Raw genomic sequence first — 17,049 nt, 5'->3', positions numbered from 1 at the left:
AGTGTCGTGTCCGAGAAATGACGTTGACCGTTAGGCCGCGGCCGCACTGCGTCTCCTTGATAGATACGCAGGCGGCGCCAACGGCGACCGGGCACGGCCTTTACGACGCACGGCAAAACAAGATTTGCTTCGGCGAGCTTGAAGTAAATGGTGAGCCATCGTAGTTGCCAAATCGCTCCACGACGTCGAGCCCGTTGAGCCTGCAAAGCGATTGCAGCTCTTCAGGAAAAAAGCATCGCATGCTGACTTTCTTCGTCCTGATGAGCCTGCCATCACGCAAGTAATACAGCGCGAATCTCAGAATCTGTCTGCTGTGCCAGGAACAGAGCCGGTCAGATAACTCGCCCTGTAGGTCATCCAAGGCGGGGAATGGCTGCGCAACAAACGCCGCGACATACCAACTCCGAGACTTCTGGCGCGGGGCGAGTTGTTACTTTCCGTCCCATGCTCCCGCCGAAGGCGTCCGCCGCTGGTCGATACACCCATGGCCCCTTCACGCCGGGCCCGAACCTATACTCGCGGCCTCAACAGCCAGAAGACATTCGACTATGGAAAGCTTTCTCTCGCACCTTCATCCCGAGCGCCTAAATTTCCTTTGGGATGCGTTCAGCCACTTCGCCGTCAGCTTGTGCGCAGCGCTGTTGATTCTTGTCGTGGGCTGGTGGGTCTCGAAGCGCATCGGTCGCTGGCTCAACCGCTTGATGACCAATCAGTCGCGGGTTGACGCCACGCTGACGCCGATCCTGTGTGACATCGCTGTCTGGGGGATTCGCATTTTGGCCGTGGTTGGAGCGCTGTCGCGGCTTGGCATTGAAACGGCGAGCATCATTGCCGTGCTGGGCGCTGCGGGCTTGGCCATTGGTTTGGCGCTGCAAGGTACGCTCCAGAACATCGCTGCCGGCATCATGCTGCTGGCGCTGCGCCCGTTTCGCGTGGGCGACTACATTGACGGTGGCGGCGGCGATGTAGCCGGTACCGTGGAGGAAGTCGGCCTGTTCATGACGCGGCTGGCCAAACCCGATGGCATCTGCGAATACGTGCCGAACAGCGCGCTTTGGAGCCATACGGTGCGCAATTACACCCGCAATCCGACCCGCCGCCTGGATCTGGAGACCGAAGTCTCGCTGCACGATGACATCCCCCGCGCGATCGGGGCGCTCAAGGCACTGGCAGCGAGCGAGGCGCTGGTGCTGCCTGATCCTGCGCCGATGGCCATGGTGATGCGCTTTGACGATAGCGTGGCTGTGCTGAACCTGCGCGTGTGGGCCAAGACGGAAGACTTCTGGCAGATGCGTTGGAACCTCGCCCAGCAGGTTCGCGCGACGTTGCTGGCGGCCCGTTGCACCCTGCCAGCCCGGGTCCGCGAGTTGCATATCGTGCAAGGCGCCGGACAAGACTCGGGTGAAGCGCGCAGCGCTCGCGCCAGCGAAGCGTTGCTGGGCTGAGACACGGCGCGGATACGCCGGATTTTTCCGTGCATTCCCAGTCGCATTGCCTAGACTCGTTTTTCAGGCATCTCTTCCTATAGGCAACGCATCATGTGTCGCTGGCTGGCGTATTCGGGCAATCCCATTCAGATGGAGACGGTGCTGTTCCGTCCGACGCATTCGCTGATCGACCAGAGCCTACGATCGCGCCTGGGCCATACGACCACCAACGGAGACGGATTCGGCATCGGCTGGTACGGCAGCCATTCGGAGGTGCCGTTTCGTTATCGCTGCCTGCACCCGGCCTGGAACGACACCAATCTGCGGGAAGCTGCCCGGGCCATCCGCTCTCCCCTGTTTGTGGCGCATGTTCGAGCGGCCACGGATACGCCCACGCAGGAAACCAATTGCCACCCATTCCGGTACGGCCGGTGGCTGTTCGTGCACAACGGGCTGATCCGCGAATACCCGACGCTGCGGCGTGACCTGATGATGGAGGTCGCGCCGGAGCTGTTTCGCTGGATTGAGGGATCGACAGACTCCGAGGTGATGTTTTTCCTGGCGCTCACGTTCGGGCTCCAGCGAGACCCGCAGGCCGCCCTGGAGCAGATGGTGGGGCTGATCGAGCACGTCGGCCATCGGCACGGCGTCGAGCACCCGCTGAACATGACCGTGTGCGCTACCGACGGCGAACAGATCATCGCAGCGCGCTATTCAAGCGAGCGGGATTCGCGCTCGCTGTTCCACAGCACGTCGTTCCGGCATCTGCATGAGCTGTATCCGGAGAATTCCCGGATCAAAGATGCCGGGGACGAGGCCTTTCTTGTGCTGTCGGAGCCGCTCGTCAACCTGCCCGACGCCTGGGACGAGATCCCCGAAGAGACACTTGTCATTGTCAAAGGCGGTGCCGTCGAGCATCGCCGGTTTGTGCCTCGGCTGCCCGTGGTCGAGGTGTCTGCAAAGCAGCAGTCTGCCTACGGCCGCGCTGCCGGCTGACTGCCCTCCCATCTCGCTTTCCGCCGCCCCTCCCCGCTGAAGGCTCCTGACAAAACGCTGTCAGGAGCCTTGCGCTACCCTCGCGCTCGCGACTTGTGCCGTAGGTGAACCGGATCTCAAGAATCCGTTACAGTTTACGGCTCGAATTCTGATTGCCGGCGCGGCTGAAAAGTGATGCTCCGCACCGGCATGCCTCTTACCTCCAAGGAACATCCTCCATGTCCTCCGGTGTCATTCGCCTGCGCGGAGCCCGTCAGCACAATCTCAAAAACCTCGATCTGGACCTGCGCACGGGCGAAATGACCGTCGTGACCGGCCCGTCGGGGTCCGGCAAGTCCAGCCTCGTTTTCGACACCCTGTACGCCGAAGGCCAGCGCCGCTACGTCGAGACCTTCAGCGCCTACGCGCGCCAGTTCCTCGACCGCATGGACCGCCCGCAGGTCGAGCATGTGGAAGGCGTGCCGCCCGCCATCGCCATCGACCAGACCAACCCAGTGCGCAGCTCGCGCTCCACGGTCGGCACGATGACGGAGCTGAACGACCACCTGAAGCTGCTGTTTGCGCGCGCCGCGCAGCTGTTCGACCGTGACACCGCGTTGCCGGTGCGGCATGACACGCCCGAAACCATCTACGACGAGTTGATGGCGCGCACGCGCGAGGCTGATCCGCGCCTGGTGGTGACGTTTCCCGTCGAGCTGCCGGCCAATACGAGCGCGGAGGAAGTTGCGCAATGGCTATCGGTGAGCGGCTATACGCGTGTGCAAGCCGAGCGGGTTGTCGGCGAGCGCAAGCTCCTGGACGTGGTGGCCGACCGCTTCCGCTTGCAGGGCACCGAGCGCGTTCGTGCGCTGGAAGCCATTGAATCGTCGCTCAAACGCGGCGGCGGGCGCGTCAGCGTCTATGTGCTGCCGGCCGACGAAGGCGCTGCGCCGGAAATCTGGCGCTTCTCCACCGGCCTGCATTGCCCGGAAAGCGACCTGCGCTATGCCGATCCGCAACCGGCGCTCTTCTCGTTCAACTCGGCGTACGGCGCGTGCGATGCGTGCCGCGGGTTCGGCCGCGTGATCGGCGTCGACCTGGGCTTGGTGATTCCGGACGAGCGCAAGACCCTGCGTGATGGCGCCATCAAACCGATGCAAACGCCTGCCTGGAAGGAATGCCAGGACGATCTGATGCGCTATGCCGCCGCCGCTGACATCCCGCGCGGTACGCCGTGGGCCGAACTCACACAGGCGCAAAAGGATTGGGTCATCAACGGCGACCCGACGTTCAAGCGCGGCGGCTGGAACAAGCAGTGGTACGGCGTGCGCCGCTTCTTCGACTACCTGGAGTCGAAGGCGTACAAGATGCACATCCGCGTGCTGCTCTCCAAGTACCGCAGTTATACGACGTGCGAAACCTGTGGCGGCGCGCGCCTGAAAACCGAATCCATGCAATGGCGCCTGGGCACCAAGGAAAACGCCGACGCCGTGCTGGCGCCCGAACACCGCTTCATGCCCCGGGGCGTGAAATGGAGCCGCGCCCAGCTCGAAGCCCTGCCCGGCCTGACCGTGCACGACGTGATGCTGTTGCCCATCGAGCGCATCCGTCGCTTCTTTGACGAACTGACGCTGCCATCTTCGCTGCTCGACGATGCTCTTAAGCTGCTGCTGGACGAAGTGCGCACGCGCCTGGCGTATCTGTGCGATGTCGGCATCGGCTATTTGACGCTGGACCGCCAGAGCCGCACGCTGTCCGGCGGCGAAGTGCAGCGGATCAACCTGACCACCGCGCTCGGTACCTCCCTCGTCAACACGCTGTTTGTGCTGGATGAACCCAGCATCGGCCTGCACCCGCGCGATCTGGATCGCATTGTCGAAGCCATGCAGCGCCTGCGCGATGCCGGCAATACGCTGGTGGTGGTCGAGCATGACCCGTCTGTCATGCTCGCGGCCGACCGTTTGATCGACATGGGCCCCGGCCCCGGCGAGCGCGGCGGCACCATCGTCTTTGATGGCACGCCGGCCGCTATTCGCAAGGCGGACACGCTCACCGGTGCCTATCTGTCCGGCCAGCGCCGCGTGGCAGACACGGACTGGCAAGCCCGTCCCGTCGACAACGCCACGCCCCGACTCGTGCTTGAAGGCGCCAGCGAACACAACCTGCGCGACGTCACGGTTGAAATTCCGCTGCAGCGCCTGGTGTGCGTGACGGGCGTGTCCGGTTCGGGCAAATCGACGTTGATCCAGGACGTGCTCCACCCCGCCCTGGCGCGCCACTTCGGCAAGGCGACGGAATCGCCCGGCGCATTTCGTGCCCTGCGCGGTGCGGATCAGATCAGCGACGTGGTCTTCGTCGATCAATCCCCGATCGGCAAGACCGCGCGCTCGAACCCGGCCAGCTACGTTGGCGCATTTGACGAAATCCGCAAGCTGTTCGCCAAGGCGCCGATGGCGCTGCAGCGCGGCTACACGGCCGGCACGTTCAGCTTCAACTCGGGCGACGGGCGTTGCCCGACCTGCGGCGGCTCGGGCTTCGAGCACGTCGAGATGCAGTTCCTGAGCGACATCTACCTGCGTTGTCCGGATTGCGATGGCACGCGCTATCGCGCCGAAATCCTGGAGGTGAAGATTCCCCGCGCCGGCCGCGCGCTGTCGGTGGCCGATGTGCTGGAGTTGACGGTAAGCGAAGCCGCCAACGTGTTCGCTGAAGATGCCGACGTGCTGCGCGTGCTGCAGCCGATCGTCGACGTGGGTTTGGAATACGTGAAGTTGGGCCAGCCGGTGCCGACGCTTTCCGGCGGTGAAGCGCAGCGCCTGAAGCTCGCGGGCTTCCTGGCCGAAGCTGCGCAGGCGGCCCAGGCGGCTGCACGCAAGCGCGTCAAACAGGACGTGCCCGCCAGCGCCGGCCGCCTGTTCATGTTCGACGAGCCGACCACCGGCTTGCACTTTGACGACATCGCCAAGTTGATGCGCGCGTTTGGCAAGCTGCTCGACGCGGGCCATTCGCTGATCGTGATCGAGCACAACCTCGACGTGGTGCGCGCGGCCGACTGGATCATCGATCTCGGCCCGGAAGGCGGTGATGCCGGCGGCCTGCTGGTATGCGCCGGATCGCCTGCGCAAGTGAAAGCCTGTGCCGCCTCGCACACGGGTGTAGCGCTCAAACAATACGAAGCCAGCATTGGCCAGCCGGAAGCGACGGAAGGCGTGCCGCTGCAAACCGCACTGGCCGATCGCCGCGCCAAGCGTGCGGCATTGGCAGAGGTTCAGGGCGAGAACGTCGTGCGCATTGTCCATGCACGCGAGCACAACCTCAAAGGCCTGAACGTCGATATTCCGCACGGCAAGTTCAACGTGGTGACGGGCGTGTCGGGCTCGGGCAAATCGACGCTGGCGTTCGACATCCTGTTCCACGAGGGGCAGCGCCGCTATCTCGAATCGCTCAATGCCTATGCGCGTTCGATCGTGCAGCCGGCGGGCCGGCCCGAGGTGGATGCGGTGTACGGCATTCCGCCCACGGTGGCGATCGAGCAGCGCTTGTCGCGCGGCGGTCGCAAGAGCACGGTGGCGACCACGTCCGAGGTCTGGCACTTCCTGCGGCTGCTGTATGTGAAGCTGGGCGTGCAGCACTGCATCCACGACGGCACGCCGGTCTCGGCACAAAGCCCCGAGGCGATCTTTGCCCAGTTGATGCGCGACCATCGCGGCCAGCACATCGGCCTGCTCGCGCCGCTGGTGGTGAACCGCAAGGGCGTGTACACCGACCTCGCCAAGTGGGCCAAGGCCCGTGGCTATACGCATCTGCGTGTCGACGGCGAATTCCTGACGGTCGACCCGTGGCCACGCCTGGACCGCTTCCGCGAGCACACGCTGGAACTGCCGGTGGGCGACATCGTTGTCGCGCCGGAAAACGAAGCCGCGCTGCGTGCCTTGATGGAGCAGGCGCTGGAATACGGCAAGGGCATCATGCACGTGCTCGCCCCGCTCGATGGCCTGCAGCACGCCATGCACAACGGCGGCACGGCGCACGTCGGCAACGTCAAGGTGTTCTCCACCAAGCGTGCGTGTTCGACCTGCGGCACAAGCTACCCCGAGCTGGACCCGCGCGTGTTTTCGTACAACAGCAAGCACGGCTGGTGCCCGAGCTGCGTCGGTACGGGCTTGGCACTCACACGCGAGCAGCGTGCCGCGTTTGACGACACCGTGCTCGGCGGTGATGACCGCGGTCGCGAGCAGACGCTGCCCTCGGAAGAAGTCGACCCGGACGGCATGACCGACCTGCCCTGCCCCGACTGCCACGGCACGCGCCTGAACCCGACGGCGCGCGCCGTGACCTTCGCCGCCAAACCCATCGTCGACATTGCGCAGTGGACGGTCAGCCAGACCCGCCGCTGGGTCGAAGGCTTGAACTTGGTTGGCCGCGATGCCGATATCGCACGTGACGTGGTCGCCGAAATCCACAGCCGCCTGTCGTTCCTAGAAGAGGTCGGTCTCGGTTACCTGAGCCTGGACCGCGCCGCGCCCAGCCTGTCGGGCGGTGAGGCCCAGCGCATTCGCCTAGCTGCGCAGCTCGGCAGCAACCTGCAAGGCGTGTGCTACGTGCTGGACGAGCCGACCATCGGCCTGCATCCGCGCGACAACCAGATCCTGCTCGACGCCCTGCGCAAGCTGGGCGACAAGGGCAACACGCTGGTGGTGGTCGAGCACGATGAAGACACCATCCGCCGTGCAGACCACATCATTGACATTGGCCCCGGTGCCGGCAAGCGCGGTGGCACGCTGGTCGCGCAAGGCGGTGTGGCCGATCTTGCTGCGCAACCGGATTCGCTGACTGGCCGCTTCCTGTCCCAGCCGATCGAGCACCCGCTGCAGCCGCGCCGCGAGGTGGTTGCGCCGCGCGCCGGCACACAGGCGGTGCCCGAGCAATGGCTGACGGTGCATGGCGCCAAGCTGCACAACCTGCGCAATGTCACGGCGACGATGCCGCTGTCGCGTCTGGTGGCGATTACGGGTGTGTCCGGTTCTGGCAAATCAACGCTGGCGCGCGATGTGTTGATGACGAATCTGCTGGATGCGGTAGGCCGTTCGGTGCTGTCTTCGCCGGCCACGCGCCGCGCCCGCAAAGCCGCGCAGGCTGAGGTGCCGGACGCCAAGATGCCCCGCAAGCTCGACGTCAAACACGATTGGCACGGCTGCGACAGCATCACTGGCTGGGAAGCCATCGACCGCGTACTCGAAGTCGACCAAACCCCGATCGGCAAGACGCCGCGTTCGTGCCCGGCCACCTACATCGGCGTGTGGGACACCATCCGCAAGCTCTTTGCCGACACGCTGGAAGCCCGCGCCCGCGGCTACACCGCCTCGCGCTTCTCATTCAACACGGGCGACGGCCGCTGCCCCGCCTGCGAAGGCCAGGGCGTGCGCACCATCGCCATGAGCTTCCTGCCCGATGTGAAGGTCGGCTGCGACGTGTGCCACGGCCAACGCTTCAACCCCGAGACGCTGGCCGTTACCTGGCGCGGCAAGAACATCGGCGATGTGTTGACCATGGAGATCGACGAAGCGGTGGAGTTCTTCGGCGCGATGAACAGCATCGCCCACCCGCTGCAGCTGATGAAGGACGTGGGGTTGGGCTACCTGACGCTGGGCCAGCCCTCGCCCACGTTGTCGGGCGGTGAGGCGCAGCGCATCAAGCTCGTCACCGAGTTGTCGAAGGTGCGCGATGACGTGACCCGCCGCGGCCAGAAGGCACCGCACACGCTGTACGTGCTGGATGAACCGACCGTGGGCCTGCACATGGCCGACGTGGCCAAGCTGATCCGCGTGCTGCACCGCCTGGCCGACGGCGGCCACAGCGTGATCGTGATCGAGCACGACCTGGACGTGATTGCCGAAGCGGACTGGATTCTCGATCTGGGCCCCGAAGGCGGCGATGAAGGCGGCACGATCGTGGCGGCTTGCGGGCCGGAAGCGTTGACGCGCGTGTCGGCCAGCCATACCGGCGCCGCGCTGGTGCCGGTGTTGTCGCGCGGGAGTGTCGTGGAGCAGCGCCGCGTAAGCTGAACTCGCTTCCACCAAGGCAAGACAAGGCACGCCGGAGGATTCTGGCGTGCCTTTTTTTCTTGCGCTTTCCTGAGCAAACACACCGAATGTGCCCAGATGGAGGGGGTTCGCCCTAAAGAAGCGCGCAACGCCGCCGTCACATTGTGAAGAAAAATCGTTTGCGCGCGACCGACCATGGCCACCTCGTCCACGAGCAACACTTACGTTCCGTCGATTTCCCTTCCGGGCATCGGCACAAGCATCGACGTCAATGGCTTGGTCACCAAGCTGATCCAGGCGGAAAGCAAGGGCATGACGCTGCGCCAGACGCAGCAGAAGACCTTTCAGACGCAGTTGTCTGCCGTGGGCTCCATCAAAAGCGCGCTGTCGACCTTTCAGACGGCGATGGCGGGCCTCAACAATGTCGGCACGTTCAGCGGCATGAAGGCGACCGGGCATGACACTTCGGTGCTCAATGCGGCGGTGTCCAGTTCCGCGTCGGCAGGTACGTATCGCGTGAATGTTACGCAGCTCGCGCAATCGCAGGTGCTGACCGCGTCGGGGCAGGCGTCCGCCAAGTCGCCCATCGGTAGCGGGGCGGCCACCACCCTCACCTTTTCGTTTGGCACCGTGTCGGGCGGCAGCTTTGCTGGCGGCAAATACACCGGCGCCTCGTTCGCGCAAAACGGCAATCTGCCGGGCGGCTCGGTCACCATTGATGCCTCCAACAACACGCTCTCGGGCATCCGGGATGCCATCAACGCGGCCAACGTGGGCGTGTCGGCCAGCATCGTCAACGACGGCAGTGGCAATCCGTATCGGCTGGTGTTGACCTCTTCGGCTGGCGGCGCCAGTTCGGAGATGAAAATTGCCGTGTCGGGCGATAGCGCACTGCAATCGCTGCTGGCACACGACCCGGCCGGCACGCAGAACATGACCGAGGTCACCACGGGCCAGAACGCCCTGGCCACGGTCAACGGCATTGCGGTGCAAAGCCCCACGAACACGTTGTCGGAGGTGGTGGACGGCACGTCGTTCACGCTCGCAAAAACTGGCAGCACGACGGTCAACGTTAGCAGCGACGCGGGGCAAGGCAGCACTGCGGTGCTCAATTTTGTGAAGGCCTACAACGCGCTGCGCATTCAGCTCAACGCGTTGACCAAGATCGACACCGCCAACCCTGCCAACAGCGGTGCACTGGCGGGCGATGTCAGCACCCGGGCGCTGATCAACCAAGTGACCGACGTGCTGGGCCACGGGATCGGCAACGGCGCATACCAGTCACTACGCAGTGTTGGCGTGACGATGGACCCGGACGGCACGCTGTCGATTGACGACAGCAAGCTCAACGCTGCCCTCGGTCACGCACCCGGCCAGGTGGCAGGGCTGTTTGCCGGCACCGGCACGGCGACGGATGCCCTGATCAAGGTGCCGACGTTCTCCTCGGCCACGCAGTCCGGCAGCTACGCCGTCAACATCACGCAGCTGGCGACGCAGGGTTTGCTCCAGGGCTCGGCGGCGGCCAACACCACCATCCAGAGCGGCGTGAACGATAGCCTAGCGTTCACCATCAGCGGCATGGCGGCCAACATCACCGTGCCAGCGGGCAGCTACACGCCGCAAGGGCTGGCCGCGCAGATCCAGAGCCAGATCAACGCCACACCCGCGCTGCAGCGGGCCAAGGTGGAGGTCTCGGTATCGGCCGATGCCAGTGGCGTGTTGAGCATCACCGACAAGCAGTACGGTTCGATCTCCGCAGTCTCTGTGTCGGGCAACGGGGCCGCGTCCCTCCTGGGCGGCAGCCCGACCGCCATTGCCGGCCGCGATGTGCAAGGGACCATCAATGGCGTCGCGGGCAACGGCTCGGGCCAGAACCTGTACGGCGCCACCGGCTCTGCTGTCGACGGACTGACGGTGCAAATTACGGGCGGTGCGGTAGGAAACCGAGGGACCGTCACCGTGCAACGCGGTTACGCGGCGCAACTCCATACCGTGTCGGGCAATCTGCTATCGAGCAACGGCATGGTGCAGAACGCAACGGACGCCCTCAACAGCTCCATCACGTCGCTCGGCAGCCAGATCAACCGGATGCAGCAGCAGCTGGATGCCAAGCAGGCGCTGTATTACGCGCAGTTCAACGCGCTGTCGAAGGTGGTGTCGAGCATGACGAACACCAGCAGTTACCTGACGACGCAGTTGGCGATCTTGCAGAAGCAGCGGTCAGGCGGCTGACCGCGCGACGCCGTGGTTGCGATCTATCGGCAGATCACTCTGGTCTCTGGCCCACCCTGGGCGATGGTCAGGTCATTGCCGTTGCCGTCGGTGCCAACGTATATCGCGGAGTAGGCATACGCAGATTGGTATTGCGTGCCGTCATAGCGGTAGTAGGTCAGATAGTGCTCGCCCATGCTGACTCGCGCGGCAGTCATGAGATCCGGCATGCCATTGCATGAGGTCGTTAATACGCCGGAGGGGCCATCATCGATAGCCAACAAAGGCCGAAGTTTGGCGCCCCTGACGCGATAGAGCCATTCTGGGCTGTTGACCTGGTTGCCGCTCATCGTGCACGACGCGAAGACAAACTTGCCTCGGGGCCCTTGGCAGGTCTGCATAGACAGGGACTCTGGAGCGCACGTATCGACAAGCGTCTTCTGCGCCTTTGTACCGATCAACGCCCGCGCTTTACCTGGCGTTATCTCGACGGTTTTTGAGGTGCATAGCCCTACGCCCCTCGGCCACTCCGGACGCGCATGCAGGTACACCGGCGATAGCTCGGCAATGACTGCGTTCAACTCGCGCTCCAGGCATTGCCCATCCTTGCATCGAGCGATGGCCGCATTCTGTGCTGTGATCTTCGCATCCAGATTCCACGGGTCGTGCACGGTGGTAATCGATGCGTATTGCAGAAACCGCGCCGTGTTGAGCTTTTCCACCACTGCCGGCTGGTCGCAAGCGTCGGGCGGCAGCCCACGCCGTGCATCTTCGAACTGTTTTAGGACGTCGTCGCTCGGGTTGGCCGACTCCTCATGGACATCCATGCAAGGCTTGAGCAGCAACGTCGTGCTGAGATAGCCGCCGGACAGTTGCGCGCTCGTAGGGAGCATCAGAGGCCCTTTTGCCAACGCAGAGGTTGCGGCGGTCAACGCATACACCATCAAAGCGTATCGAAGCAGCTTCAATCGGAGGGCAGCCGTGTTGTGCATGACTTGGACCAGCGCTGCCACTATGCCGCGCATGTTGAAACAGGGGGAGATCGGCAAAACCAGCATGTATGCGCGCTTCAATACGTCACTCTGACAGCTGCGGCGGCCAGTACGAACAAGACAGCAGCGCCGCATGCCAGAAGGATCACCGCGGCCGCGATCAGCAACGCCCCCTGCATCCGTCTCCATCCGCATAGGGTGATGGCCCCCGCTACAAGCGCGAATAGCCCGCCCAGGGCGGTGCTATCCAGCAGCAACGTGATCATCGCCTCGCCACCGCGCGCAATTCCAACGCAAGAAACGATCGCGCTGGCTGCTACTGCAAACCATCCAATGTAGGCGGCGGGTTTGGCAGATGGGCGCGTTGTGCTTTTCGATGAGGACATGTCGGGTTCAAGTGTTGATGGCGCCAAAGTGGCGACCCTTCCCGGGCTGGCGCCACCAACGTGAGTTGTCTTTTCTAGTTGAGCGCCGCAACGCGTTCTTTAGTCCGGGAACATTGCTTCACTAAATTTTTTGACCGTACCGTTGACGGAGAACTCGTACTGAATCGCGCTGTATTTATGAATGGGTCGCATCAAGAGCGATACGCTCCCATTGCCGATGGTGAACACCCTCGGAACAAGATCTTTCTCGATCTTGCCCGAGACAATTGCCGCCGAGTAAGGCGATAGCGAAGGTGGAGATACCAAGCTGTTGACGATCTTCCGCATTCCGGAATTTTGCTCGCGAGCGTCAACAACGTTCGCTTCATAGATGTACCGCCAGCCCCGAATCGACTGAAGGTGCTCCGCAGTATCGCTGTCCCATGGATATTTCTTGAGCAGATCTGGAAGCGCAATTGCAGCGCTCTTTTGGACCTTGATACAGCAAAGCACGACGTTCTCCCCGCCACCATCCATCAACGCGCTGAATATCGTGTCGTCTGAGAGCTGGCGATCAACAAAGATCACATCGTGGCGCCTGATATTACTGGCGTCTTGCGCATCGCCCGTCGCATGCTGCTCCCAAAGGCCGACAACGGGCGCTCCTTGTGCCTGTGCCAGGCTGGATGCAAATGCGCAAAAAGCGAGTGCTGCGATTTTTTTCATCATCTTCCGTCGCGACGCCTTATTCAAATGCTGTCGCGCAATCGATTTCAATTTCTCCAGACCCTGTCTTTCTTCTGCAAGACGAAGGCAATTTTCCGTACTGCCTCAATTTTTTATCAAAACGATAAGTCACTACAGTGGATGCGTACCCTCCAAGTGAATCGGGTAGCGGCTGTGTCTCGGAGGTGACTGTCGCCGGCAAACTTCCGTCATCTCCAATTTTGAAATCCGTGGTGTCCGCAAACGGCATATACAGAATAATGCAGCTACGTTGACCTCGGACTTCGTACAGCATCCTGTCCGGATTCCTCGAAGGGGTGCCGTCCCAAATCCAAACATATTTCTTTTGGGTGGATTTTGTTTTGGTTCTCACACGAGAAACCACCAGCTCTGCATCTTGCTTTCGCGCCTCCATCAGGCCTCTCTCGAAATTCTTGCCGCAAACTCCGACAGGAGATGGATTCCATGGGTCGTTTACTGATTGAGCCCAGGCGCTGGAAAGCATGGGCAACGCAAGAGCGATCGCCAGACATGCTGCCTTAGAGGCGTTGCGGTTCATGATTCACACTTCCATCACTATGAACGCCTGCGGCGACTCGCCTACCTCGATGTGTCGATACTCTGCGGCAACCGTGCTTTGTTCGGCGACGAAGGCTGGCATCCCAGAATCAGGAGGACGCCAAACGTGGTGAGAAGACGCGGAACCGTGCGGCGTATGCGAGGTCGCATCGTGCGGGCTTACAGCGATCATTGCCGAGCACGGCAACGTGTCCATCGCTGTGCAACTCGAAACGCTGGTGACAGTGAAGTGAAATGAGAGGCTTGCTGCATGGTGGCAGGCCGCGCCCATTGCTGGGCCTCGCCGTCATTGAAAACGAACGCCGTGTCGCTGCTGCCACCACGTTGTGCGTCTTTCTTACTGCTGCGGCTTGCCGCTCCACAACGGGTTCTTGGTATCCGAGCCCAGCACCTGCGCTAGGACTTCCGCATCGCCGTCGCGTGCGCCTGCGTTGTTCTTGCCCGAGCGCGCCACCTTGGATTTCTTGCCCGGCTTCTTCGCGTGCACGGCTTTCTTCGCTCCGCTTTGCGAGGCATTGCCCGATGTCGTGGACGCGTGCTGCGCGCAGATGCCAACGCTCATCCATGCGGTGGTCAGGAGGGCTACGGCGAGTTTGTATTGCGTTTTCATTTGAATTTGAGAGAGTTGGTTGGTTTTAAGGAGGGATCAGTGCGCAACAACGTGAATCGCTTAACTGAAAGGCGGGTCAATGCCGGTCCGTCGCAAGAGAGGTCAGCGTCTGTAATTGTTCGGCCGCCTAGGGCGTACAGCGAAGCAACCACCGCTGCAATTGGTCCTAATATCTTCCAAATCCTCATCGTCAAGCACTTTCCTTACCGTGTTTCTCTGCATGCGTGGCGTGCCACTCATAGCAACTCGGCATCCGGGCTATTGTCGGTTTTCGCTAAGAACCTTAACGCCACCGTGCTGGAAGTGCTTTTCCCATCGTCATAATGTTGGAATGCCGCCCTTTGTAAGGCGATCGACGGCATCCTTCGCCCCACGAATGACGCTGTCTTTGCCGGCTTCCAGAACTTTGCCGGCAGCTTGCGCTGCATCCGCTGCCTTTTCTTCGGCGCTGTGCGCAACGTCCTTGGCTTTCTCTGTGACCTTGTCGGCCACCTTTCCGGGAAACTTGGAGGCCTTATCCCACATTTCGTGCGCGCGCTCCTTCATGGTCGGTTCCTGGGCGAAGTGGGTTCGCCAGCGCAGGTATCCCCACACCGAACTGAATTCGCGGCCCTTTTTTTCCAGCGGCAGAGAGCCATCCTTTAGATACCGGTCTAAGTCAGCACGGTCCTCCCCCGTCAGTACCGGTGGGTACATGTCGCCTTGTCCGCCCTCGTCGACGGGGGAATAGCGCTTGAGCGTACCTACCGGGTCCCGTTCGGATGCCGCATTGATCTCTGCCCACTGGGCTTTCCACTTGGCATCTTTTTGCTTGAGTTCTTCCAGTCGCTCTCTTTGCCGCTGCTTCCAGACTTGCTCGTTGGTGGCGCCAGTGGGTTTGAACCAAGCGCGTGAATCGTGTACGTAGTCGTCGAAGAACTTGATGATGCGAGCGTCCAGCGGCGACGTGTCATTCCAGTGCGGCTTCACTTGCTTCCACTGCTTGACTTTTTCTCCCCAGACGAATTGCTGGACCCAGGTAATCTTTCCAACCGTCCCTGGGATACTCTGAAAAACTCTACCCATCCAGCTATCCGAATAGATGAGTGAGTTCTCTTTCTCAGCCATGATCTTGGCCTCTTCGCGCAGCTCTTCATTGGCGCCGGCCAAATCTTGCGCACACTGGGCACTGAACTTCTGCGCTCGCTTGAAGAAGGGCTGGTTCTCAAAGGCTTGCGCACCGGTGCCCAAGCGCAGGCGGCGCCAACGCAGATACAACCCGTACTGCACATGTGCCGCGCCCGTGGTTCCCCCGCCCTGCTTGCGAATCAGTGGATTCACAGCATCGACGTAGTTGTTGTAGTCCTTGATAAGTTGCGGAGAGATACGGAGAGCGTCCTTAAACTTCTGGGCGAGGTTTGAGGCAGCCGGATTCAACGGCACACCAGCTGCAACTGCCTCACGGTACATCTTTGCCAACGTGACTTGGGACATTTTGGTGCTGTCGTCCGGGGTGCCGTCGGCTCGGCATCCACGCCCTTGGTCCCCTGGCTGGTAAGCACCACCCACGTCGGTATGAACGCCTGGGTAGGCCAGTTCAAGGCAATTTTTGGACGCAGCCTTGTCCAGCGGGAACGAGCCGCGTATCTCGTGTGAAGAGATCAGATGCACTGTTCGCTCGACGTAATGCGGAATGCGCAGGAACTCTTCGCCCCCCCACCCGCCATGGCCGCTCGCAATCATGAAACTCTGAGCGAATCCCACCGATGCAACAGTGTCGAATATTCCGAGAAAGTCGACGCTCACCTTTACACCGGCCAGCGTCATGTCTTTGCCCAGAGCATCCTCCAACCAGCTGCAAAATACGCGCGCCTCGGCCGCGCCTCGCGAGAATCCGAATACGTAAAGCCGTATCCGCGTCAGCGTTGGTTTGCGACCATCGATCAGTGGTTTGACTTTCTGCGCAACAAACTCGCGGCGCCGTGCCAGTTCTTGTCGGCGGGCGTCATGGTTGGGGGCAAGCGCAGCCATGTCCAGCGTGCCGAAAAGTGTGCCCGTTGTACTGGCGTTGTTGAGTTCATCGATCTCGTCGCTACCAGCCGAAGCGCGAGTGTGTACTGGGAGGTTTACGTCGGTGGATATTTTCTTAACGAGCGCTAAATCGTCTGTGCCCATTGCTTTGCTGAGGTCGTCACCGAGGTAACGACCATACACGGCGTCGGTGAGCTTCAACAGAGCCCAGTTGATGCGCGCTTCGCCGCCCCAACCCGAGCCAAGTCCCGCTCGCGCGTCATAGCCCCGGCCTGTATCGCCGATTTCCTTTTGAAATGGAGTCCCGATGCCAGGCACATAGAAACGTACCTGGTCTGCGGTTACCTCAAAAATATCAAACAGCCTCGCCACGTTGCTGTGAGCTTGGCGAGGTGTATCTCGATCTTTATTGTTGTTGGTGCCATCGAAGAAGAAGGCAATGCGGAACTCTTGCGTGCACGCTCCCGAAAAGGCATCCATGTTGCTTGCCGTGCATTTTCCCTTTTCATTCGCAGTTAGGGCAAAGGGATTTGGTTCCAACCGTTCCAGCTCGGTCATCTCATCGCTCCTAGTTAGGCTGCGGTTTTTTTGCGGGGTAAAACTTGGCAGCACATGTAGGGTCTGCCATACAAATATCGTATGGAAATTTGAGCCCGCCCGGAAACTTAGGGTTGAGCGGGGTATAGCGCGAAGCAATCGCTCTTATCTTTTTGCCAGGCATAAACGCTAACCACAACGTGGCTGGTTCGCCAGTTTCGTAAGGGTCTACTGGTACCTGTGTTTTATACAGAGCGTCACGATCCTTTCGGTACAGGTCGTCGTCCTGCCATTCAACTTCCACAGCTAAACCGGGATGCCACTTAGCCGGCAAGCTAACCGACCCAGCGACACTTGTTCCCCCCGCGTGACTGGACATGCCGCCCGACCAACTGCCGTTGACGTATACATCGCCAAGCGGTTCATCCATATAGTTAAGTATCTGTACTTGAAGCCCAAGATCTTCATTTTGCGGTGCCGCTTGTGCTTGCTGCGAGGGTTTGCAACCGGCGCTGAATATTGCAAATAGCACCAACACGATTGCAATCCGTGTTCGTATTTTCATGGCCATTC

Annotated in this window: 11 protein-coding genes; 4 read left to right on the top strand and 7 right to left on the bottom strand. The window is 61.5% G+C overall.

Annotated features, from left to right (window positions below; genetic code table 11):
• Positions 1–548: 548 nt before the first annotated feature.
• The 4 genes from ACS7SF_RS27560 to fliD all read left to right on the top strand — a co-directional run bounded on the left by ACS7SF_RS27560 (position 549) and on the right by fliD (position 10,678).
• Positions 549–1,445 (top strand): mechanosensitive ion channel family protein, encoded by an 897-nt coding sequence (locus ACS7SF_RS27560; RefSeq protein WP_439893632.1) that lies wholly within the window; start codon positions 549–551, stop codon positions 1,443–1,445.
• 93 nt (positions 1,446–1,538) lie between these two features.
• The gene (locus tag ACS7SF_RS27555; protein ID WP_439893631.1) at positions 1,539–2,423 is read left to right on the top strand and encodes a class II glutamine amidotransferase; all 885 of its coding nucleotides are present in this window, start codon (positions 1,539–1,541) and stop codon (positions 2,421–2,423) included.
• A 218-nt stretch (positions 2,424–2,641) separates the two neighbouring features.
• Positions 2,642–8,467 carry an excinuclease ABC subunit UvrA gene (gene uvrA, locus ACS7SF_RS27550; RefSeq protein WP_439893630.1) on the top strand — a complete coding sequence of 1,942 codons (5,826 nt, stop codon included), beginning with the start codon at positions 2,642–2,644 and terminating at the stop codon, positions 8,465–8,467.
• A 174-nt stretch (positions 8,468–8,641) separates the two neighbouring features.
• Complete coding sequence (gene fliD, locus ACS7SF_RS27545; RefSeq protein WP_439893629.1) at positions 8,642–10,678, top strand: flagellar filament capping protein FliD; 2,037 nt, start codon at positions 8,642–8,644, stop codon at positions 10,676–10,678.
• Between the two features lie 23 nt (positions 10,679–10,701).
• Here fliD and ACS7SF_RS27540 read toward each other — a convergent pair whose 3' ends face one another.
• The 7 genes from ACS7SF_RS27540 to ACS7SF_RS27510 all read right to left on the bottom strand — a co-directional run bounded on the left by ACS7SF_RS27540 (position 10,702) and on the right by ACS7SF_RS27510 (position 17,041).
• The gene (locus ACS7SF_RS27540) at positions 10,702–11,715 is read right to left on the bottom strand and encodes a hypothetical protein (RefSeq protein ID WP_439893628.1); all 1,014 of its coding nucleotides are present in this window, start codon (positions 11,713–11,715) and stop codon (positions 10,702–10,704) included.
• Between the two features lie 11 nt (positions 11,716–11,726).
• A complete protein-coding gene (locus tag ACS7SF_RS27535) occupies positions 11,727–12,035 on the bottom strand; it encodes a hypothetical protein (RefSeq protein WP_439893627.1) in 309 nt (102 codons plus the stop codon).
• Positions 12,036–12,134: 99 nt separating this feature from the next.
• Positions 12,135–12,743, bottom strand: coding sequence for a hypothetical protein (locus ACS7SF_RS27530; protein ID WP_439893626.1), 609 nt, complete (start codon positions 12,741–12,743; stop codon positions 12,135–12,137).
• A gap of 16 nt (positions 12,744–12,759) precedes the next feature.
• Positions 12,760–13,299, bottom strand: coding sequence for a hypothetical protein (locus ACS7SF_RS27525; RefSeq protein WP_439893625.1), 540 nt, complete (start codon positions 13,297–13,299; stop codon positions 12,760–12,762).
• 357 nt (positions 13,300–13,656) lie between these two features.
• Positions 13,657–13,929, bottom strand: coding sequence for a hypothetical protein (locus tag ACS7SF_RS27520; RefSeq protein WP_439893624.1), 273 nt, complete (start codon positions 13,927–13,929; stop codon positions 13,657–13,659).
• Positions 13,930–14,247: 318 nt separating this feature from the next.
• Positions 14,248–16,497, bottom strand: coding sequence for a T6SS phospholipase effector Tle1-like catalytic domain-containing protein (locus tag ACS7SF_RS27515; RefSeq protein WP_439893623.1), 2,250 nt, complete (start codon positions 16,495–16,497; stop codon positions 14,248–14,250).
• A gap of 10 nt (positions 16,498–16,507) precedes the next feature.
• Positions 16,508–17,041 (bottom strand): DUF3304 domain-containing protein, encoded by a 534-nt coding sequence (locus tag ACS7SF_RS27510; RefSeq protein WP_439893622.1) that lies wholly within the window; start codon positions 17,039–17,041, stop codon positions 16,508–16,510.
• Between the last annotated feature and the right edge of the window lie 8 nt (positions 17,042–17,049).

The sequence above is a fragment of the Ralstonia sp. 25C genome (genome assembly GCF_051904805.1).
In the GTDB taxonomy this organism is placed as follows: Bacteria; Pseudomonadota; Gammaproteobacteria; order Burkholderiales; family Burkholderiaceae; genus Ralstonia.
This window is presented reverse-complemented; position numbering and strand designations above follow the sequence as displayed.